The sequence below is a fragment of the Allotabrizicola aquatica (SeqCode) genome, from assembly GCF_965194375.1.
Classification (GTDB): domain Bacteria; phylum Pseudomonadota; class Alphaproteobacteria; order Rhodobacterales; family Rhodobacteraceae; genus Tabrizicola_A; species Tabrizicola_A aquatica.
The window spans coordinates 74790-93806 of the sequence record NZ_CBDAEL010000006.1; the positions used below are offsets into that span (position 1 = coordinate 74790).

24 protein-coding genes are annotated in these 19017 nt (G+C 62.3%); 20 read left to right on the forward strand and 4 right to left on the reverse strand.

Annotated elements, in window-relative coordinates; translation table 11 throughout:
- Window position 1 precedes the first annotated feature (1 nt).
- From AC72UB_RS09590 to AC72UB_RS09635, 10 genes are all read left to right on the forward strand, one after another.
- A complete protein-coding gene (locus AC72UB_RS09590) occupies window positions 2-775 on the forward strand; it encodes a TIM barrel protein (protein ID WP_505189572.1) in 774 nt (257 codons plus the stop codon).
- Window positions 776-822: 47 nt separating this feature from the next.
- Window positions 823-1587 (forward strand): 3-methyl-2-oxobutanoate hydroxymethyltransferase, encoded by a 765-nt coding sequence (locus AC72UB_RS09595; RefSeq protein WP_505189573.1) that lies wholly within the window; start codon window positions 823-825, stop codon window positions 1585-1587.
- Window positions 1588-1602: 15 nt separating this feature from the next.
- Window positions 1603-2598 carry an inositol 2-dehydrogenase gene (iolG, locus tag AC72UB_RS09600; RefSeq protein WP_505189574.1) on the forward strand — a complete coding sequence of 332 codons (996 nt, stop codon included), beginning with the start codon at window positions 1603-1605 and terminating at the stop codon, window positions 2596-2598.
- Window positions 2599-2661: 63 nt separating this feature from the next.
- On the forward strand, window positions 2662-3843 hold the full coding sequence (locus AC72UB_RS09605; protein ID WP_505189575.1) for an NAD(P)/FAD-dependent oxidoreductase: 1182 nt from the start codon (window positions 2662-2664) through the stop codon (window positions 3841-3843).
- A 139-nt stretch (window positions 3844-3982) separates the two neighbouring features.
- A complete protein-coding gene (locus AC72UB_RS09610) occupies window positions 3983-4522 on the forward strand; it encodes a recombinase family protein (RefSeq protein WP_505189576.1) in 540 nt (179 codons plus the stop codon).
- A gap of 6 nt (window positions 4523-4528) precedes the next feature.
- Entirely contained in the window at window positions 4529-4894 is a 366-nt protein-coding gene (locus AC72UB_RS09615) for a hypothetical protein (protein ID WP_505189577.1), read from the forward strand.
- Window positions 4894-5295: a hypothetical protein gene (locus AC72UB_RS09620; protein WP_505189578.1), complete on the forward strand. Its 402-nt coding sequence runs from the start codon at window positions 4894-4896 to the stop codon at window positions 5293-5295. Before AC72UB_RS09615 ends, AC72UB_RS09620 begins: the two co-directional genes overlap by 1 nt.
- Window positions 5296-5409: 114 nt before the next feature.
- The gene (locus AC72UB_RS09625; RefSeq protein ID WP_505189641.1) at window positions 5410-6507 is read left to right on the forward strand and encodes an AraC family transcriptional regulator ligand-binding domain-containing protein; all 1098 of its coding nucleotides are present in this window, start codon (window positions 5410-5412) and stop codon (window positions 6505-6507) included.
- A 72-nt stretch (window positions 6508-6579) separates the two neighbouring features.
- Window positions 6580-7434 carry an SDR family oxidoreductase gene (locus tag AC72UB_RS09630; protein WP_463290472.1) on the forward strand — a complete coding sequence of 285 codons (855 nt, stop codon included), beginning with the start codon at window positions 6580-6582 and terminating at the stop codon, window positions 7432-7434.
- An 89-nt stretch (window positions 7435-7523) separates the two neighbouring features.
- Window positions 7524-8126, forward strand: coding sequence for a class I SAM-dependent methyltransferase (locus AC72UB_RS09635; protein WP_463290505.1), 603 nt, complete (start codon window positions 7524-7526; stop codon window positions 8124-8126).
- An 822-nt stretch (window positions 8127-8948) separates the two neighbouring features.
- Here the strand turns inward: AC72UB_RS09635 and AC72UB_RS09640 are convergent.
- Window positions 8949-9281 (reverse strand): YnfA family protein, encoded by a 333-nt coding sequence (locus AC72UB_RS09640; RefSeq protein WP_505189579.1) that lies wholly within the window; start codon window positions 9279-9281, stop codon window positions 8949-8951.
- Window positions 9278-9718 carry a MerR family transcriptional regulator gene (locus AC72UB_RS09645; protein ID WP_505189580.1) on the reverse strand — a complete coding sequence of 147 codons (441 nt, stop codon included), beginning with the start codon at window positions 9716-9718 and terminating at the stop codon, window positions 9278-9280. The genes AC72UB_RS09640 and AC72UB_RS09645 overlap by 4 nt, the downstream gene beginning before the upstream one ends.
- Before the next feature lie 89 nt (window positions 9719-9807).
- On the opposite strand from AC72UB_RS09645, the gene AC72UB_RS09650 reads away from it, so the two are divergent.
- Genes AC72UB_RS09650 through AC72UB_RS09670 form a run of 5 tightly spaced genes read left to right on the forward strand, consistent with a single transcriptional unit; the run spans window position 9808 to window position 14282 of the window.
- Window positions 9808-12093 carry a heavy metal translocating P-type ATPase gene (locus AC72UB_RS09650; protein WP_505189581.1) on the forward strand — a complete coding sequence of 762 codons (2286 nt, stop codon included), beginning with the start codon at window positions 9808-9810 and terminating at the stop codon, window positions 12091-12093.
- A gap of 3 nt (window positions 12094-12096) precedes the next feature.
- Window positions 12097-12720 (forward strand): methyltransferase family protein, encoded by a 624-nt coding sequence (locus AC72UB_RS09655; RefSeq protein ID WP_505189582.1) that lies wholly within the window; start codon window positions 12097-12099, stop codon window positions 12718-12720.
- On the forward strand, window positions 12717-13202 hold the full coding sequence (gene lspA / locus AC72UB_RS09660; RefSeq protein ID WP_505189583.1) for a signal peptidase II: 486 nt from the start codon (window positions 12717-12719) through the stop codon (window positions 13200-13202). Before AC72UB_RS09655 ends, lspA begins: the two co-directional genes overlap by 4 nt.
- Complete coding sequence (locus AC72UB_RS09665; protein WP_505189584.1) at window positions 13189-13626, forward strand: disulfide bond formation protein B; 438 nt, start codon at window positions 13189-13191, stop codon at window positions 13624-13626. Before lspA ends, AC72UB_RS09665 begins: the two co-directional genes overlap by 14 nt.
- Window positions 13623-14282, forward strand: a complete 660-nt coding sequence (locus AC72UB_RS09670; RefSeq protein WP_505189585.1) for a DsbA family protein — start codon at window positions 13623-13625, stop codon at window positions 14280-14282. Before AC72UB_RS09665 ends, AC72UB_RS09670 begins: the two co-directional genes overlap by 4 nt.
- 6 nt (window positions 14283-14288) lie before the next feature.
- Here AC72UB_RS09670 and mntR read toward each other — a convergent pair whose 3' ends face one another.
- Window positions 14289-14741: a manganese-binding transcriptional regulator MntR gene (gene mntR / locus AC72UB_RS09675; RefSeq protein ID WP_505189586.1), complete on the reverse strand. Its 453-nt coding sequence runs from the start codon at window positions 14739-14741 to the stop codon at window positions 14289-14291.
- Between the two features lie 120 nt (window positions 14742-14861).
- Between mntR and AC72UB_RS09680 the strand changes: the two genes are divergently transcribed.
- The 5 genes from AC72UB_RS09680 (at window position 14862) to AC72UB_RS09700 (ending at window position 18436) form a co-directional block, all read left to right on the forward strand.
- On the forward strand, window positions 14862-16187 hold the full coding sequence (locus AC72UB_RS09680) for an Nramp family divalent metal transporter (RefSeq protein ID WP_505189587.1): 1326 nt from the start codon (window positions 14862-14864) through the stop codon (window positions 16185-16187).
- 89 nt (window positions 16188-16276) lie between these two features.
- Window positions 16277-16870, forward strand: a complete 594-nt coding sequence (locus AC72UB_RS09685) for an SCO family protein (protein WP_505189588.1) — start codon at window positions 16277-16279, stop codon at window positions 16868-16870.
- A 5-nt stretch (window positions 16871-16875) separates the two neighbouring features.
- A complete protein-coding gene (locus tag AC72UB_RS09690; RefSeq protein WP_505189589.1) occupies window positions 16876-17349 on the forward strand; it encodes a copper chaperone PCu(A)C in 474 nt (157 codons plus the stop codon).
- Window positions 17328-17930 carry an SCO family protein gene (locus AC72UB_RS09695; RefSeq protein WP_505189590.1) on the forward strand — a complete coding sequence of 201 codons (603 nt, stop codon included), beginning with the start codon at window positions 17328-17330 and terminating at the stop codon, window positions 17928-17930. The genes AC72UB_RS09690 and AC72UB_RS09695 overlap by 22 nt, the downstream gene beginning before the upstream one ends.
- Before the next feature lie 29 nt (window positions 17931-17959).
- Window positions 17960-18436 (forward strand): DUF411 domain-containing protein, encoded by a 477-nt coding sequence (locus AC72UB_RS09700; RefSeq protein WP_505189591.1) that lies wholly within the window; start codon window positions 17960-17962, stop codon window positions 18434-18436.
- A 19-nt stretch (window positions 18437-18455) separates the two neighbouring features.
- On the opposite strand, the gene AC72UB_RS09705 is transcribed toward AC72UB_RS09700, so the two are convergent.
- Window positions 18456-18662 carry a hypothetical protein gene (locus AC72UB_RS09705; protein ID WP_505189592.1) on the reverse strand — a complete coding sequence of 69 codons (207 nt, stop codon included), beginning with the start codon at window positions 18660-18662 and terminating at the stop codon, window positions 18456-18458.
- Between the last annotated feature and the right edge of the window lie 355 nt (window positions 18663-19017).

Here is a 19017-nt window from a genome sequence, read left to right on the forward strand (position 1 = left end):
CATGACCTTTCAACTTGCCGCCTGCGCGGAAATGCTGTGGCGCGACCGGCCCATCGACTGGCGCGCGTCGCACCTGAAGGAAATGGGATTTGGCGTCGGCCTGTGGAACTGGCCCGCGTGGGATCTTGCGGCGCTCGAGAAAACCGGGGCCACCTTTACCATCATGAATGGCTATCTTCAGGGCCGCCTGAATGATGCTGACGGCTGTGCGATGTTGTTGGCCTCCGCCACAGAGACGGCAAAGGTTGGCAAGCGTTTGGGCGTGCACCGCCTGAACCTGCACGGTACCGGTCTGGGCGACATGGGCATCCCCATTCCCCATATCGGTTCCTATGCCCCCGGCATGGAACAGCGCGCCCGTGACACGCTGCACCGGATCTGCGATCTGGCTGAGGCGTCGGATCAGGTCTTCACCCTTGAGAACCTGAACCCCATCGACCACCCCGGCTGCCCGTTTGGGTCCACCGCTGCGGTGCTGGCGCTGGTCTCAGCGGTCGACCGTCCGCAGTTGCGTATCAACCTCGATCTGTATCACACCCAGATTGGTGAAGGTGACCTTGTCCGCTGGTGCCAGGCCTGCCTTCCATGGATCGGAGAGGTACAGGTTGCCGACAATCCTGGCCGCTGTGAACCGGGGACCGGCGAGATTAACTACCATGGCATTGCCAATGCGCTGAAAAATATGGGCTATGCCGGCCCGGTGGGTCTGGAAAGCTTTGCCAAAGGCGATGAGGAAGCAGCCCTGACGGCCTTCCGCACCGCGTTCACGGTGTAACCATGGTCCAGTTTCATCAACGCCCCAATGTCGCCGACATTCGCGCCATGAAGGCGCGCGGCGAGAAGATTTCCATGCTTTACGTCACCACGCTGGACGAGGCAGCCGCGGCTGATGCAGCAGGCATCCACATGCTGTCGATAGAATCGCGCTTTTTCACCCCTGAAATGCGCGCTGCGGCCGGCCGCTGCTTTGTGCAAGTCGGACTTCCTTTCGGCCCCTACGGCGGATTGGCGACGGCAGAAGACTACCTGCGTGCAGCCTTCAAATACACCGCGATGGGGGGCGACTGCTTCTATTGCGCAGCGTCGCTCGATATCCAGAAAGCCTTGTGTGACAATCACATCCCCATCGTTTCCCATGTCGGACTGATCCCCAGCTATATCACATGGACAGGCTGGCGTGCCGTGGGCAAGACCGCGACCGAGGCCCGCGCCGTCTGGGACCATGTCAAGCAGTTGGAGGCCATCGGCTGCTTTGGTGCCGAGTTGGAGGTCGTGCCGGACCGTCTGGGCGAGGTCATCAGCCGCAACACCCCGATGATCATGCTGGGTATGGGCGCAGGGCCGGGAGCCGACGCGCAATACCTGTTCGCCGAAGACGTCCTAGGTTGCACCGATGGCCACAAACCGCGGCACGCAAAAACCTATCGCAACTTCGCCGCCGAATATGCCCGCCTGCAGTTCGAACGAGTCGCTGCCTTCCGAGAGTATATTGCGGATGTGAACAGCGGCGCCTATCCCCAACCACAGAACAACGTCCCGATGCCGGACGCTGAATTTGACGCTTTCAAGGCCGGTCTTGGCCTGTAACCCCAAGGATACCCCATGTTGAACACTGCCCTTCTTGGCGCTGGCCGTATTGCTTGCGTCCATGCGACTGCCATTTCCACCAATCCCGGCAGCCGCCTTGTCGCCGTCTCGGACATCAATGCCGAAGCGGCGGGCAAGCTAGCTGCCCAATATGGTGCTGAAGCCCGGACCACCGAAGCCATCCTTGCCGACCCCTCGATCAACGCAATCTTGATCGCCACCTCGACCGATACCCATTCAGACCTGATCGAGCGTGCCACGGCGGCTGGCAAGGCCGTGCTGTGTGAAAAGCCAGTTGATCTCAGCCTTGCCCGCGCGCAGGCCTGCCAGAAAACGGTTGGGCAAAGCCCGGTGATGATTGGCTTCAACCGCCGTTTTGATCCGAACTTCTCAGCGCTGAAAACCGCACTCGACAAGGGCGAGATCGGCGAGGCGGAACTTTTGTCGATCACCTCGTTCGACCCCGCCCCGCCGCCAGTAGCATACATCAAGGTGTCGGGCGGCCTATTCCGCGATATGATGATCCATGACTTTGACATGGCAAATTTTCTGATGGGAGGTGCCCCCGTGACTGTCTCTGCCGTTGGCTCGTCCATCGTCGATCCGGCCATCGGGACTGCGGGCGACGTTGACACCGCGGTGGTTACCCTGTCCTACGCCGATGGGCGCATTGCGGTCATCAAGAACAGCCGCCGCGCCGTTTATGGCTATGATCAGCGCGTGGAACTGCTGGGGTCCGAGGGACTCCTACAGGCGCAGAACATGCTGGAAAACACCGTTGTCAAATCCACGACTACAGGGGTGACGGGGGCTAAGCCGACCTATTTCTTCCTGGAGCGTTACATGCCGTCTTACGCGGCAGAGTGGGCAGCCTTCGTTACTGCGATCACACAAGGATCAGCGCTGCCCGTGACGCTGTCTGATGGCATCGCCGCCCTGGCAATGGCCGAAGCGGCCACTCTCTCGGCCAAGTCCGGCGCACCGGTCAGCTTGACCAGTGTGCTTGGGTAACCGCTTTGCGCCACACCTCGAACTGAGGAGGAAAGTCGTGGTGTTGCTTGAAGGGGGCAGCTCATGGGTATCGTGATCGTCGGTGCCGGGGAATGTGGCGTCATGGCGGCTTTTGCCCTGCGCGCCGCTGGTTTCGATGGCTCCGTTACCCTGATCGGCTCTGAACCCGAAATGCCCTATGAACGTCCGCCACTTTCCAAAAGTGCGGACGGCGCATTGCAGGCCATCCGACCCAAAGAAGCCTTTGAGACCGCTCGCATCAAGCTTTGTCGCGGTGAAGCGGTGCAAGCCATTGACCGGGTCAATAAGCGGGTCATGGTGGGGGGTCGGGCATTGCCCTTTCAAATGCTTCTGCTTGCAACCGGGTCTCGGGCACGTAAGGCCGAAACGCTCGCCGGGACACTGACTTTGCGCACCTTTGTAGATGCCCAAAGGATCATGATGCACGTGAAGCCGGGCGCAAAGATCGGCATCATAGGCGCAGGCTTTATCGGACTTGAGATGGCAGCGACGGCGAGCAAGATCGGTGCAGAGGTTTCGGTTTATCACGACGGTCAAGCCGTCCTTTCGCGGTCTGTACCTCCACAGGTCGCCGACATCATTGCGGCGCGTCACAGGGCTGAAGGCGTGCATTTGCACCTTGGTGCGACCGTTCAATCGGCTGATGCGACGAGCATAACGTTGGCCGCTGGCCTGACGAGGACGTTCGATTGCGTCATCACCGGGATCGGAGCTGTACCGAATGTTGAACTGGCGCAAGACGCTGGCTTGTCTGTTGAAAACGGCATTCAGGTCGATGAGTCCTTCTGCACATCGGCACCCGACATCTATGCGGCTGGCGATTGCTGCAATTTCCCTTGGCGTGGCACGCGCCTTCGGCTGGAAAGCTGGCGAGCGGCTCAAGACCATGCGGATCACGTCGCAGCTGCGATGCTTGGCGCACGAGCAGCTTACGACAAGGTTCCATGGTTCTGGTCGGATCACTATGACCAATCCATACAAGTCGCCGGTCTGTTCGAGGGTTCAAGGCCCACGCACGAGCGTGATCTTGGCCTAGGTGCCAAGATTTTTTTTCAATGCGACGACACTGGCACCCTTACAGCGGCGGCTGGCGTTGGCCATGGTCAGATCATTTCAAAGGACATTCTTATCCTTGAGAAAATCATCGAAAGGCGGGCTGCGGTCGTACCCGCTGATATCTCGAACATCGATTTCAATCTCAAAGCCATGTTGAAGGCTGGATGAATTTTCAGCCTGCACCAACTGCAGGCAATCCAAACAGATGCGCTGTCCGGGCCTGTCTCTCCGACCATTCTTATGCTCGGATAAAGGACTGGCGCGGTCCAATTGCCTTCATTGGTCCACGGCTTCTGGGCGAATAGCAGTGAAGCTGTCATTTGCCCAGTTCGAGCGCGAAGTCATCGGCGAACGCATCCGCGACAAGGTGAAGGCCTCGCGCATGAAAGGCATCTGGATGGGAGGATATGTGCCGCTTGGCTATGATGTGCGAGACCGCAAGCTGGTGGTAAACGAACAGGATGCCGCCAAAGTGCGCAGGGTGTTCGAGCGCTTTGTCGAGGTTGGGTCCGCCACGGTTTTGGCGCGGGAGCTTCGCCGTGACGGCATGCGCACCAAACAGGGTGCACCCGCAGACAAAGGCTATCTCTATCGGCTCTTGAACAATCGGGTCTACCTCGGGGAGGCCGTTCACAAAGGCCAGTCCTATGCCGGTGAACACGAGGCCATCATCGATGTGCGGCTTTGGGATCAAGTGCATGACATCTTGAGCGAAAGCCCACGCACGCGCGCGAATAACAGCCGCACGCAAACGCCCGCGCTTCTGAAGGGCCTGCTGTTCACCGCAACGGGTGCAGCCATGACGCCCTCCAGCACAAAGAAAGGTTCCCGCCGGTACCGGTATTAAGTGTCGATGGACCTTTTGAAAAACCGCGAGCCGCCCGATGACGGCATTGCGCGTCGGTTGCCAGCGGATAATGCCGAAGGCGCTGTGATCGGTGAAATCCGCAGGGTACTGCGGACCCCAGAAACCACCGCGCAGGTCATCTCCGCGCTAGGCCGGGATGACATTTCCGAGGCGGAAGCACTTGCCGCCCTGCAGCGGTTCCCGCAGCTTTGGGAACAGCTCTTTCCAGCAGAGCAGGCACGCATTATTCAGCTCCTCGTCAGGCGCGTAACGGTTATGGCTGATGGCCTTGTCATCGACCTGCGCACCGACGGCATCGCCGGTGTCATGCGGGACCTTATGACGCCACGCCAGCTTGAGGCGGCGGAATAATGGGGTCCGGCGACACCATTCAGGTTTTTGTGCCGCTGACGCTGCGCAAAAAGAACGGGCGGCCCAAAATCATGCCGCCCTCAGATTACCTGCCGAGCGAGGATCAGACACAAGACCCGCACATCCTTCGTGCAATCGGCCGGGCATGGGGATGGCGGCGCCGCATGGATGCCGGTGAGTTCGCTTTAATTCAGGAACTCGCCGAGGCCGTTAGACTGGCTGAGCGTCATGTCAGCCGTCAGCTTCGATTAGCTTATCTGGCGCCCGAGGTGCTGAAGCGCCTCACCTGCGGGCGTGAGGCGTCTGCGGCCAGCGTGTACGATCTGTGCTTTGTGGCGGGTGCGGCTTGGAATGAGCAGACCCGGCAGGCCGTTGGCGACAGCGCAGCGAAATCAATGTGATCGGCCCATGCACAATGTTCAGCCTACGGTGCGCGAGGGACCGCTTTGCTTGATATCCGCAACGACACGCAGGCAGTGCGACAATAGTTCCTATGAGGAGCATTTTACTTGCTGATGACGCCAAAGGTAAATCTTTTCGCGCCAACGATCGCGCATGCGATGGCGATTGCGTCCAGAATGAAATTACAAGTGGTTAGCAAAGGGGGTGACCCAAAGATGCAATCACGCACCTACAAAATCGCTCCATTTCTAACACAGGCCTGCAAGACGCTTGGTTTCGGACCTGCCCGCGTGCTTGCACGCGCAGGCCTCTCGGTCGACTACCTTGCGCATGAGGGGCGCGGCCTTGATGCTGTCGCATGGTTTGCGGTTCTGGAGGCACTCGTCACTGAGGCGGGAAACCTGGATCGCGCGATGGAGCTTGGGCGCGCGCTGGCCACGGGGCCGCTGCACCCTGCCCTGATTGCCTTCTCGTCAAGCCCCGACATCCGGACGGGACTGAACCGACTGGCCTTGTTCAAACCTCTGATCGCACCTGTTTCGCTTGCGATTGTGGAAAAGGACGGAGTGCTTTCAATCACGCTTACCTCCGCAGACGTGACTGCTGCCCTGCCCCCTGGGATCGCCATCATGGAGGTGTCCTATTTTCTGGAAATCCTACGAACGTTCGCGTCTGAACAGATCATGCCACAATCTGTGACCCTACCCGCATCGGTGCAGATCACCCACGCCTTGCGCCTGTTCGCAGGGTGTGAAGTCCTTATTGGCGACCACGCTGGCATTGCGCTGTACGCCGCAAATGCGTCATTGCCGATCATCTCGGCTGATACCGCTGTTTACCGCGCCATCGAGCAAGAACTTATGGCCCGTTTAACTTCGCTATCCGGAGCGATCGGCATGGCAGACCGCGTGCGGCGCGAGATCCGAGATATGCTGCCATCAGGCCGGGTGTCGGCCGAAGCAGTGGCTAGCCGTTTGCGGGTCAGCACGCGCAGCCTGCAGCGCAAGCTGAAGGACGAAGGGGTATCGTTTCAGACTATCCTTGATGAGACTCGCGCGGCTTTGGCGCTGATCTATCTGCGCGAGCACAAGCTTAGCACGGAAGAGACAAGTTTCTTGTTGGCCTACCGCGACCCGAACTCATTCTATCGCGCCTTCAGTGAATGGACCGGCATGACCCCGGCAGAGGCGCGCGCATCACCCGCTGCTTGATTGGCGCGATCCGTTTGTCTGTTGGCGCGATCTGCGATTGAAGCAAAGCGTGGCGACGGCCACCTCTGAAGCGTGAAAGACAGTTTCAAAGGCAGGACCATGACTCAGACCATCTTCATCACTGGGACATCCAGTGGCATCGGCAAGGCAACGGCGCATTACTTCCATGACAAGGGCTGGAACGTTGTGGCCACCCTGCGCAATCCGACGCAGGCGGGCGATCTTTCAGATCTGCCACGTGTGCTGGTTACGCGTCTGGATGTCACCGACGGTTCCTCAATCGCAGCGGCGGTTGATGCAGCCCACGCGCGGTTCGGCGGCATCGACGTGCTGCTGAACAACGCAGGCTACGGCGCTTATGGCCCTCTGGAAGCATTTGACATGGAAGGCATCCGCCGTCAGTTCGACACCAACGTAATCGGGCTTTTGGAAGTGACCAAGGCCGTGCTGCCCAGCATGCGCGCACAGGGCAAAGGTGTGATCGTGAATATCTCCTCGATCGGGGGGCGCATGACTTTTCCACTTGGAAGCCTGTATCACGGCACGAAATTCGCGGTGGAGGGCCTCTCCGAAGCCCTGCATTATGAGCTGGAACCGTTGGGGATCCGGGTCAAGATCGTCGAGCCCGGCATGATCGCCACCGATTTCAGCGGGCGTTCCTTTGATTTTCGCCAGACGCCTGATCTGACTGCTTATCAGCCTGTAGTTGACAAGCTTTTTGCTGTACTCGGTAGCCCCGAGTTGGCCGCAACAGCATCGCCGCCATCGGTCGTGAGCGAGACAATCTGGGCCGCCGCCACGGACGGCACGTCCAGCCTGCGCTATACCGCGGGGGAAGATGCCGCCGCATACATGGCAGCGCGGTCCACGCAGGATGACGCGACCTTCATCAGCGGCGTCAAGGCGCAGTTCGGCTTAGGCGGTTGACGGAGTTGCTCCGCATCACGAGTGGCCAGACCGAATGTGGCTGCACCCCTAAAGGGGGTGCACCCAACCTGCGTCCCAATCATGGAAAAGTGCGCAGCTGCATTGCTCGCAACATCTCTGCTTCGCCCATTAGTCTGTTCGGTCGTGAATTGTTTAGGTCCCCACGGAGCGTCGGGGCTATCGTCCCATCCAGTGCCTACCTTGCGCATGCAATCACCAACGGACTGTCAAAAACGGATGGTCCAGTTCTGGAATTGGGGCCCGGCACGGGCGCGTTTACGCGTGCCTTAATCGAACGCGGCGTGTTGCCGGAACAGATCGCAGCCATCGAGGCCAGTGAAGGATTTGCCGTCACTTTGGCCGGGCAGCTTTCTCGGGTGACCGTCATTCATGGCGACGCTGTGCGCATTTCGCAATTGACGCCGTTCGGTCCCAGCGGCGCGGCTCTGATCATCTGCGGCCTGCCTCTGTTGTCGATGCCACCTGCAAAGGTGTTGCGCATCTTGTCAGGCTGCATGCGGTCCCTCAGGCAGGACGGCGAGTTGCGCCTGTTCACCTACGGCCCCAGATGCCCCGTCTCTAAAGTCATTCGGGCGCGCCTTGGTTTGGTTGCGCGGCGAATAGCATTCGTTCCGATGAACATTCCACCTGCATCAGTTTTTTCCTTGCGGCAAGAAGTGCATGGTCTGTGAACAAAGCATTTGTGGGCAAAGACGGCCGCACCGCAGTCTGGCACGACGCAACCTTCACCGGCGATGCAAAAGCACAGTACGGCTTGCGCAGATGGCTCTATAAACATCCCTCGCTCCTGTGCGGGGGCTGATGGTTTCGAGAAAAGCGGCCATTCAAGCGCGCCTTGGTGGCCGTCCGCCTCCCGCCCGTTGCGACCTCGGGCCTCTTGACCAGTAGCCGCTGAAATGGGCACCAACCCGCACAACCACGCCGTCTTCGGGTGTCTCTGTTGCCAGAGAGAGCTGAGACCAACCCGCTTCAACATTGGCTTGTCCCGATTTCAGCACCGCGCAGCGCACTATCGGCGGGGCATGGGGCTGGCAGCGGCGCATGGAAGCTGGTGAGTTCGCTACGATTTAGGAACTGACCGAGGCCGTTGGTTTGGCAGAACGGCATGTCAGTCGCCAGCTACGCTTGGCCTATCTGGCACCGGAGGTGCTGAAACGACTGACCTGCGAGCGGGAGGCCTCGACGGTCAGTCTTTACGATCTGTGTTTTCTGGCAGGGGAGACTTGGGGAGAGCAGTTGGGGCGGGCCGTTGGCGAACGAGGAGTGAGATAGGCGTGAACGGCCCTAAGCCGAACTTCATCACGCTCGGTCTCGTGCGCCCGAGACCGGCCATTCGTTCATCCCGCAGTATCCCGCAGCTCACTGTGTGATGGGAGCCTCAAGCTAAGAGCCTAGCTTCCGCTTCTCCATATGGAGCCTCGGATGGTCGCAGGCCAAGTCTGTCCGAGGAGGGGTGGGGTTCGACCCTCGGCCAATCTGGACGACGGCAGCCCCTACGTCCTCGGTGCTAACAGGATGGTGGCAGCACCGGCAACACAGAGCAGGGCCCCGGCCAAGTCCCAGGTATCCGGCCTCTGTTTCTCGACCGCCCATAGCCATACAAGCGAGGCGGCGATGTAGACGCCACCGTAGGCCGCATAAGCGCGCCCTGCGAAATCCGATGGGGCCAGGGTCAGGAGCCAAGCGAAAACGGCGAGGCTGAGGAGGCCGGGGACCAGCCAGAGCGGGCTCGCCCCTTGCCGCATCCAGGCCCAGACCGCAAAGCAGCCCGCAATCTCGGCCAAAGCGGCACCGATGTAGATGGCGAGGGTGCCGGGTAAGTTCACGATGCCCCCTCGCTCTCCGGATGCCGGTGATCGGTTGCGCATAGCGAATGGTCGCCCAGAACTTCAATGACCCGGCAGTCGGCGATCCGACCGCCTGCGCATTGCACGACCATGCGCTCAAGTTCGGCTTTCAGCGCCGTCAACCGGGCAAGGCGACTTTCGACCTCGGCAAGTTGCGCCTTGGCGATGGCATCGGCGGCAGCGCAGGATTGGTCAGGTCTGTCCGACAGGCTGAGGAGATCGCGGATCGCCTCCAGCGTGAAACCCAGATCGCGGGCGTGGCGGATGAATGCCAGCCGTTCCTGCGCCTTGCGACCGTAGAGCCGCTGGTTGCCCGCGCTGCGCTCGGCTTCGGGCAAGAGGCCGATCTGCTCGTAGTAGCGGATCGTCGGAACCTTCACCCCCGCGGCCTCGCCCAGTTTTCCGATGGTCAGCATCAGATTCCCCTTGAAGCTATAGTTGCTAGAGACATTAGGTTCCTGATTCGATGAAAGCAACTGCCCGCACTGCGGCAGGAGGAATGACAATGTCGGAAGCTGCACGCGAAACGTCCTGTGACTGGACCGTGACGGGCATGGACTGCGGGTCCTGCGCGACCAAGATCAAGGATGCGGTGGCGCGTCTTCCGGGGGTGAGCGGCGTCGAGGTCGGGATCATGACAGAACGCCTGCGGCTGACGCTGGATGAGGCGCAGACCGGGCGGGACAAGATCGAGAAGACCGTCCGGGCGCTTGGCTATCAGATTGCGCCGCGCGCTGCCGGTGCGAAGAAGGATTTTGTGCTGCCCGGCGCCCATGACGGGCACGGCCATGACGATGCGGCACATGAGGGCCACGATCACGCCGGGCACGACCACGGCCCGAAGGCGGCCGCCGCAAAGCGCGATGACAGCGGCCACGGTAGCCCCGGCCATGTCCATGACGACCCCGCCGACTGGGGCAAGCGCTGGTATCAGACGGCCAAGAGCAAGCTGGTCATCTTCACCGCGCTGTTGCTCGGTGCCGCCTGGATCATCGAATATCTTGCGCCCGAGATTGGCAAATGGACCTTTGTCGCCGCCTGTCTGATCGGCGTGGCCCCGGTGGCACAGCGCGCCTTTGCGGCGCTACGGATGGGGCAACCATTTACCATCGAAAGCCTGATGACCATCGCCGCCATCGGCGCGCTGTTCATCAATGCGGCGGAAGAGGCGGCGCTGGTCGTCTTCCTGTTCGCCGTGGGCGAAGTGCTGGAAGGCGTGGCCGCAGGCAAGGCGCGCGACGGCATCCGGGCCTTGGCGAACCTTGTCCCGAAAACGGCGCAACTGGTCACCGGCGACACCACGCGCGAGGTTCCAGCCGCAAGCCTGTCTGTGGGCCAGACAGTCCTTGTCCGCCCCGGTGACCGAATTCCGGCCGATGGCGAGATCGTGGACGGCACCTCGGGTGTGGATGAAAGCCCGGTCACCGGCGAAAGCGTGCCCAAGACGCGCGGGCCGGGAGATGCGGTCTTTGCAGGCGCAATCAACACCGAGGCGGCGCTGCGGGTAAAGGTCACCAAGGGCGCAGAAGACAATACCATCGCGCGCATAATCCGCCTGGTCGAAGAGGCCGAGGAGGCCCGCGCGCCGACCGAGCGCTTCATCGACCGCTTCAGCCGCTGGTACATGCCCGCCATTGTCGCGGTTGCCGCGCTGGTGATCGTGGTACCGCCGCTGGCATTTGGTCAGCCTTGGGACACGTGGATTTACCGGGGGCTTGCGCTTCTCTTGATCGGTTGCCCCTGCGCGCTGGTCATCTCGGTGCCTGCCTCCATCGCGTCGGCCATGTCCACCGGGGCGCGCCGCGGGCTCCTGATGAAGGGCGGCGCCGTGATCGAAGCCGCAGCGAAGGTGGATGTCGTGACCTTCGACAAGACCGGAACGCTGACGCATGGCCGCCCGCAGGTGACGGATGTGGTGCCGTTCGGGGCAACGACCGAGGCCGAGCTTCTTGCCGTTGCTGCGGGCGTCGAAACAGGGTCGAGCCACCCGCTGGCGATTGCGATCCTGAACAAGGCCAAGGACGCGGGCATTTCCGCGCTGCCTTCGCAGGATGCCAAGGCCCTGATGGGCAAGGGCGTTGTTGCAACCGTGGGCGGCGCTGTGGCCTATGTGTCCTCACCCCGTTACGCGATGGAAAACGGCGGGCTCGATGGCATCGGTCTTCGGCAGGCCACCATCTTTGAAGAGGACGGCAAGACCGCCGTCGCCGTGTTCCGCGAAAAGACGCCACTCGGTCTGATTGCCATGCGGGACGAGCCGCGGGCGGATGCCAAAGAGGCGGTGCGCCAGTTGACGGCGATGGGAGTGACTTCGGTGATCCTGACCGGCGACAACCCGCGCACGGCCGCCGCCATCGCCGGAAGCCTCGGGCTGAAGTTCGAAGCCGACATGATGCCCGAGGACAAGCTCGATTACATCCGCGAGATCGGCACCCAAGGCGGCGTCATGATGATCGGCGACGGTATCAACGACGCCCCCGCACTGAAACAGGCGAGTGTCGGCGTGGCGATGGGATCGGGCACCGATGTAGCTTTGGAAACCGCCGATGCGGCAATCCTGCGCGACCGGGTGACGGACATTCCCGCAACGATCAGTCTGTCGCGCGCGGCGATGGCCAATATCCGCCAGAACGTCACCATCGCGCTTGGCCTGAAAGCAGTCTTCCTCGTGACCTCGGTCTTTGGCCTGACCGGCCTCTGGATCGCGATCCTGGCCGACACGGGCGCGACTGTGCTGGTGACGCTGAACGCCCTGCGCCTGCTGCGGTTCAATCCTGAACGGGAGGCGTAAGCGATGATCTCCGGTTTAGGCTGGGCCGCACTGGCCCTTCTCTTCGGCTATCTGGCGCTGTTCTTCTGGGGCAGCGCGCTGGCCGCACAAGCGGCGGGGCGTCCAGTCTGGCTGTTCGCCCGTGCGACCGGACGCGACCGTCTGGCCGCCATCGGGTTCCGCGTGGCCTTTGCCCTGGCGTTCTTTGGGCCGCTTCTTTGGCTCGCCATGCCTATCCTGCACAAGATCGATCCGCTTTGGAGCGAGGGGCGCGCCGTGCTTCTTGGCTTGGTCGGGGTCTTTGTCGCAGGACTCGGCGCGATGGTGGCCTTTGCCGCGCAGATGTCGATGGGATCATCCTGGCGCGTCGGCGTGGTCGGCGGCGAAACCGGCGATCTGGTCTCCGGCGGCCTCTACCGCTTTAGCCGCAACCCGACCTTTGTGGGGCAAGCGGCGCTACTGGCGGGTGTTACCCTGGCAGTGCCCTCTGTCCCGACGGTCCTGGCCCCACTCCTGTTTCTCTGGTCCGCCACCACGCAGGTCCGGTCCGAAGAGGCCGCCCTGCGCATGGCAATCGGGCCGGACTATGACCGCTACACCGCATCGGTCCCGCGCTGGATCGGCATGAAGGGCAAGACTGTTCAATGACCAAGGCGATGCTGATTTCCCTGATCGCTGCCGCAGTGGTGGCAGACCAGTTGACCAAGGCAGCGGCACTATCGCTGCTGTCGCAAGGGACGGCTGTCCCTGTCTTTCCGAGTTTCAACCTCTCCCTCGGGTTCAACACAGGCGCGAGCTTCGGCATGATGGGCGGGATAATGGCGGGTAAGCCCCTTCTGATGGCCGCGCTGACGGGCGCACTGACCCTTGCTTTCGCCGTCATGTCATTCCGTGCGCAACACGCATGGGAACGGGCAGGCTTTGCACTGGTCGTGGGCGGGGCGCTTGGCAACATCATCGACCGGCTGCGGCAGGGTGCCGTGACCGATTTCCTTGATTTTTACTGGCGCGACTGGCACTGGCCCACGTTCAACGTTGCCGATATTGCGATCACGTTGGGCGCGGTCCTGATCCTCGCCGCCTCACTTCCCCTTCGCCGCCGCAAGGAGCCGGTTCTTGACAAAAGCTGACCCCGAAACCCTGTCGCGCGACGACCTTGCCCTGACTGCCGCCTTCCTGATTGCGCTGGCGGCCACACTTGGCGCGCTCTTCATCGGTGAAGTGTTGGGCCAGATGCCCTGCACGCTCTGCTGGTATCAGCGCATCGCCATGTTCCCTTTGGTGCCGATCCTCGGCATGTCGCTCTGGTGGGGCGACGGTATGGCGCGCACCTATGCCCTGCCGCTGTCCCTCGCCGGGTTGGCGCTGGCGGCGTGGCATTCGGGCCTTTACGCAGGGTTTTTGCCCGCGCCAATCGTGCCCTGCACTGAGAATGGCCCTTCCTGCACCGGTGAGGCGCAGATGATCCTTGGCCTGCCGATCCCCTATCTTTCCGCGGTCGCCTTTGCGGCGATCCTTGCCTGTCTCATCTTTCCGAAAGGACACCGCCCATGAACCGCCGCACCCTTCTGATCGGAACCTCCGCACTCGGGCTCGCTGCCTTCGCGAGTGGTGCCTACGTGCTGAACCAGCGCCGCGACGCCGAGGCAGAAGCGGCGGCCGCAGCTGCGCCAACGGCCGACCAGACGCTACTGGTCCGGGAGTATTCCCCCAGCTTTGGCCCCGCCGATGCGCCTGTCACACTGGTCGAGTTCTTCGATCCGTCCTGCGAGGCCTGCCGCGCTTATCACCCCGTGGTGCAAGAGATCCGGCGGCAGTTCCCCACGCAGGTCCGCGTCGTGCTGCGCTATACCGTCTTCCACGAAGGATCGGACGAGGCCGTGCGCATCCTCGAGGCCGCGCGGATGCAGGACAAGTTCGAGCCGGTGCTGGACGCGCTGCTGGAACAGCAACCGGGCTGGGCAGTGCATGGTGCGCCGCAGTTGGACGTGGCCTGGGAAATCGCCGGGGCTGCGGGGCTTGATCTGGAAAAGGCGCGAGGCGACAGGCTGTTTCCGGGGATCACCGGCATCCTCAACCAGGACGCAGACGACGTCGAAGCCTTGGCCATTCGACAGACGCCGACCTTCTTTCTGAACGGCAGGCGGTTGGAGAACTTCAGCGCAGACAGCCTGATCGCCGATGTACGGTTTGCCGTCGAGAACAGCTGACGGCGCTCAGGACCGGTTGGCGAAGGCCGAAAACAGGGCCAGCGTTCGTTCGCTGACATGGTGCTCGATGCCTTCGGCGTCACGCTCTGCCGTCTCGGGATCAAGGCCAAGGCTGATCAGAAAGCGCAGGACGATCTCGTGCCGCCGCCGGCATTCTTTGGCCAGCGAGCGGCCCGCGTCCGTGAGAAACACCGACCGATACTTTGCGCGGGTGATCAGCCCCTCGCGCGCCAGCCGGTCGAGGGTCTTGCTCACGGTCGGCACCTTCACGCCAAGCCGGGCGGCAATGTCTACAGGGCGCGCCTCGCCCTGCTCGTGGATCAGTTCGGCGATCAGTTCGACATAGTCCTCGGCCAGTTCATTCCGCCGTGCCTCGCGCACACCCTGAAACGCCTCGGTGCGGGGGTCTGCGGGGCCGTCGTGCGGTGAGGTGCGGGTGTCAGGGTCGAGCTCGGTCATCCGCAGAGTGTCGCATGGGATGGATTGACAAGTAAAGTCGCGGGGCAGATTGTTAGCACTGGCTAACTTTATGCGCCGCGTCTGGTCAGGATTGTGGCGAAGCCGGGAGCGCCAAGAACCATGTCCACCCAAGCTTGGCGGCAAGACCGCGAGACGCCCTCGCTGTCCGAGGTCTTCCGCACCATCGCGGTGGGCAACGGCGGCACCAGCCGGTTCCGAAGGTTCCTCGCCTTCATTGGCCCCGGCTATCTGGTGGCCGTGGGCTACATGGACCCCGGCAACTGGGCGACCTCGCTCGCCGGTGGGGCGGCCTTCGGCTATACGCTACTGTTCGTTGCCCTTTTGTCGAACATCATGGCGATCCTGCTGCAGTCGCTGTGCGCCCGGCTGGCTGTCGCCTCGGGCCGCGATCTGGCGCAGGCCTGCCGCGATGCCTTCCCGAAATGGATGTCGGTCCCGCTTTGGATCTTCGCCGAGCTGGCCATCATCGCCACCGACCTGGCCGAGGTGATCGGCACCGCCATCGCCCTGAACCTGCTGTTCGGCATCCCGCTGGAGATCGGCATCTTCATCACCGCTGCCGACGTGTTCCTGATCCTGTGGCTGCAGTACAAGGGCTTTCGCTGGATTGAGGCGCTGATCATCTCGCTGATGGCGCTGATTGCCGCGTGTTTCGTCGTGCTGATCGCGCAGGCCGACCCGGTCTGGGGCGAGGTGATCGCAGGCTTCGCGCCCAGCAGCGAGATCGTCAGTAACCCGACGATGCTCTACTTGGCACTTGGCATCATCGGGGCCACGGTCATGCCGCATAACCTCTATCTGCATTCGGGCATCGTGCAGACCCGCGCCTTTGGCATGGACCTGCCCGCCAAGCGCGAGGCGCTGCGGTTGGCGACCTGGGACAGCACCATTGCGCTGATGTTCGCGCTGACGATCAATGCCTCGATCCTGATCCTTGCGGCCGCCGCCTTCTACACCGTGGGCGAAACCGACGTGGCCGAGATCGACAAGGCGCATCTGTTGCTTGAACCCCTGCTGGGCTCGTCACTGGCGCCCATTCTGTTCGGGGTGGCGCTTTTGTGCGCAGGGCTCAACTCCACCGTCACCGCCACGATGGCCGGACAGATCGTGATGGAAGGGTTCATTCGGCTGCGCATCGCGCCTTGGGCGCGGCGACTGATCACGCGCGGCCTTGCCATCATCCCGGCGGTCTTCGTGATCTTGCTCTACGGCAGTGAGGGCGTGGGTGAGCTGCTGATCCTGAGCCAGGTGGTGCTGTCCTTCCAACTACCCTTCGCCATCGTCCCGCTGGTCATGTTCACCGCCAGCCGCGCCAAGATGGGCGAACTGGTCGCCCCCCGCTGGTTGACCGGGCTCTGCTGGCTGATCGCCGCTGTCATCATCGTGCTGAACGTGAACCTCTTGTCGACCGTGCTTTTGGGCTGACCCTTCACCCTTCGGTGACAACACGAATTCGGGCTTGAACCTCAAGCGGCTAGAGGGTTTAGACAGAGCATTATTAGAGGCAGGAATGGATGCAGTTGACAAGGTTACAGAAAATCCTCTGGGCGGCGGCGGGACTGGCCACGCTGGCCTATGGGCTGCTCGTGTTGCTGCCAAACCGCACGCCGGAGGTTGTCACGCAAGCCGACTTCCGGCCGACCTTCTCGCTTCCCGATGCTGAGGGGCGTATGCGCACCCCTTCCGAGTTTGCGGGCCAGCATCTTCTGGTCTTCTTCGGCTTCACCAACTGCCCGGACGTCTGCCCGACAACGCTTTCCGAAGTGGCGCAGGTGATGGACGATCTGGGCGACGATGCTGCCCTTGTGCAGCCCCTGTTCATCTCCATCGACCCCGAACGGGATCGCAGGCTGGGGCTGGCCGAGTTCACCGAGGCGTTCCACCCGTCGATCATCGGGCTTGCCGGGGATGAGGCACAGACCCGTGCCGCGGCAGACAGCTTCCGCATCTTCTACGCGCGCGAGGGTGATGCCGCGGCCCCGGACGGCTACACCATGTCGCACAGCCCGGCGCTCTACCTCATCGGGCCTACCGGCGACTGGTTGCGTCAGTTCACCTACGGCACGCCCGCCGCCGATATCCTTGCCGACCTTCAATCCAGATTGTGACGCCCATGAAATCCCTGATCCTCTCGACCCTCCTCACCTTGTCCGCCACCCCCGTGCTCGCCTGTGAAACCTTCACCTTGGGCGATCTGACCATCGACCACGCTTGGTCCCGCGCCACCATCGGCGCCAACCGGCCGGGGGTGTTCTATGTCGAGATCACCAACAACGGCAGCACAGATGATGCGCTGATCGGCATCGCGACACCTGCTGCCGGGATGCCGATGCTGCACGAAACCGTGGTGACCGACGGCGTCGCCTCGATGCCGCATGCCATGTCGATCCCGGTTCCGGCTGGCCAAACCGTCGAACTGGCGCCCGGTGGCTATCACGGAATGCTGATGGGCCTGACCGCAACACTGGCCGAAGGCGACAGCTTCCCCGTGACGCTGACTTTCCAGAATGCAGGGGAAATCGTCGTCAATGTCGACGTTCTGTCCCTACGGGCGGAGGGGCCGGATTGCGCACACGCCGGGCAGTAGCACTTGGCCTTGGTGGGACGGCCGCAGCACTGGCCTTCACGCTCGGCCTCGGCTGGTGGCAAAGCCGCGGCCGCGCGCAGCCGCCCGCCGCGCTTCTGCCACATCCCATCGGCGAGATGGGCTTTGCCCTGACCAACCATCGCGGTGAACCGGTGCGCCCGGCAGACTGGATCGGCCGCCCGACCATGGCCTTCTTCGGCTTCACCTGGTGCCCCGATGTCTGCCCGACCACCCTCAGCGACATCTCGGGCTGGCTGGAAGAGCTCGGGCCCGACGCCGACCGGCTGAACACCGTCTTCATCACCGTCGATCCCGAACGGGATACACAGCAGGTTTTGGCAGACTACCTGGCGAACTTCGATCCGCGGATCACCGGCCTGACCGGCCCGCTGGCCGAGGTCGAACGCGCCGTCGCAGGCTTCCGCGCCCGGTTCGAAAAGGTGCCCCGCGACGGGGATTACACCATGAACCACACCGCCGGCGTGTTCCTGTTCCGCGCCGACGGTCGCTTTGCCAGCATCATCGACTACCACGAGGACCGCCGCTTCGCCCTGCCAAAGATCCGCAGGGTTCTGACCTGACAGCCATCCCTGTTCTTTCGGAGAGCCACATGACCAACACACCCTTTCTGACCCGCCGCACAATGCTGCTGTCCGGCCTCGCCGTCGCAGCTTTCGCGGCCAGTCCGGTGCGCAGCGCCGCCCCGTCGATCCATGTCGTCAAGGGAACCGGTTGCGAATGCTGCAACGCCTGGGTGGCCTATCTTCGGGACGAGGGTTTCACCGTGACGGACGAGGAGCGCTACGGCACGCTCCTGATGACCTACAAGGCCGAAGTGGGGGTGCCTCAAAGAATGATCTCCTGCCACACAGGGATGATCGAGGGCTATGTGCTCGAAGGCCATGTCCCTGCGGCCGATATCAGGCGCCTGCTTGAGGAGCGGCCGGACGCGGTCGGGCTTGCCGTTCCAGGGATGCCCTATGGATCGCCCGGGATGGGACCGGAAAGTCAGCGTGAGGCCTACGACGTCCTGCTGATCCGCCGCGATGGCTCAACCGAGGTCTTCACCCGCTATCTGGCCGCCTGACAATTGTGTCGGCCGTGCTTCATGCCGCCTTCGGCCAACGGCGATGCAGGTTGTCGATGAAGACGGCATGGGTGTGGTGGGGCCCGTGTTCTGACAGGTGGAGATAATCGGCGGGCAGGTCAGGAAGGTCGTGCCGCAAGATCGTCTGATCGTTCGCGGGCCAGAGGCGCAGCACCGCAACGAGGCCAGCCGCGCCGATGAGCGCCGTGACGCAAAGATCGGGCACCGGCGCCGATCCAGCCGGCCAGCGGGTATATGACCAGCCAACAGGCGCGCGAGAGGGCGAAGCTGCCATTCATGATGAGCTTAGTGACTGACCGCTGTCCGCCCGTTGCGACCGCAGGCCTCCTGACCAGCGGCCCGCTGACATGCGCGCGCTTACGCACAACCACGCCGCCTTCGGGTGTCTCGGTTCGGGCCGAGGGCAAACGAACGTGCCTCAACCGCGGCGTAGACTGATTTCGCCAAAGCACTGAAAAAGCGTCACTTTTTGAATCCGTCTCAATTTGGGTGAAGGGCGGATGGAAAGAGACGCGGGGCGTTCAGAGACCGATTTCGGCGGAAACGCCAATCTCTGAAAG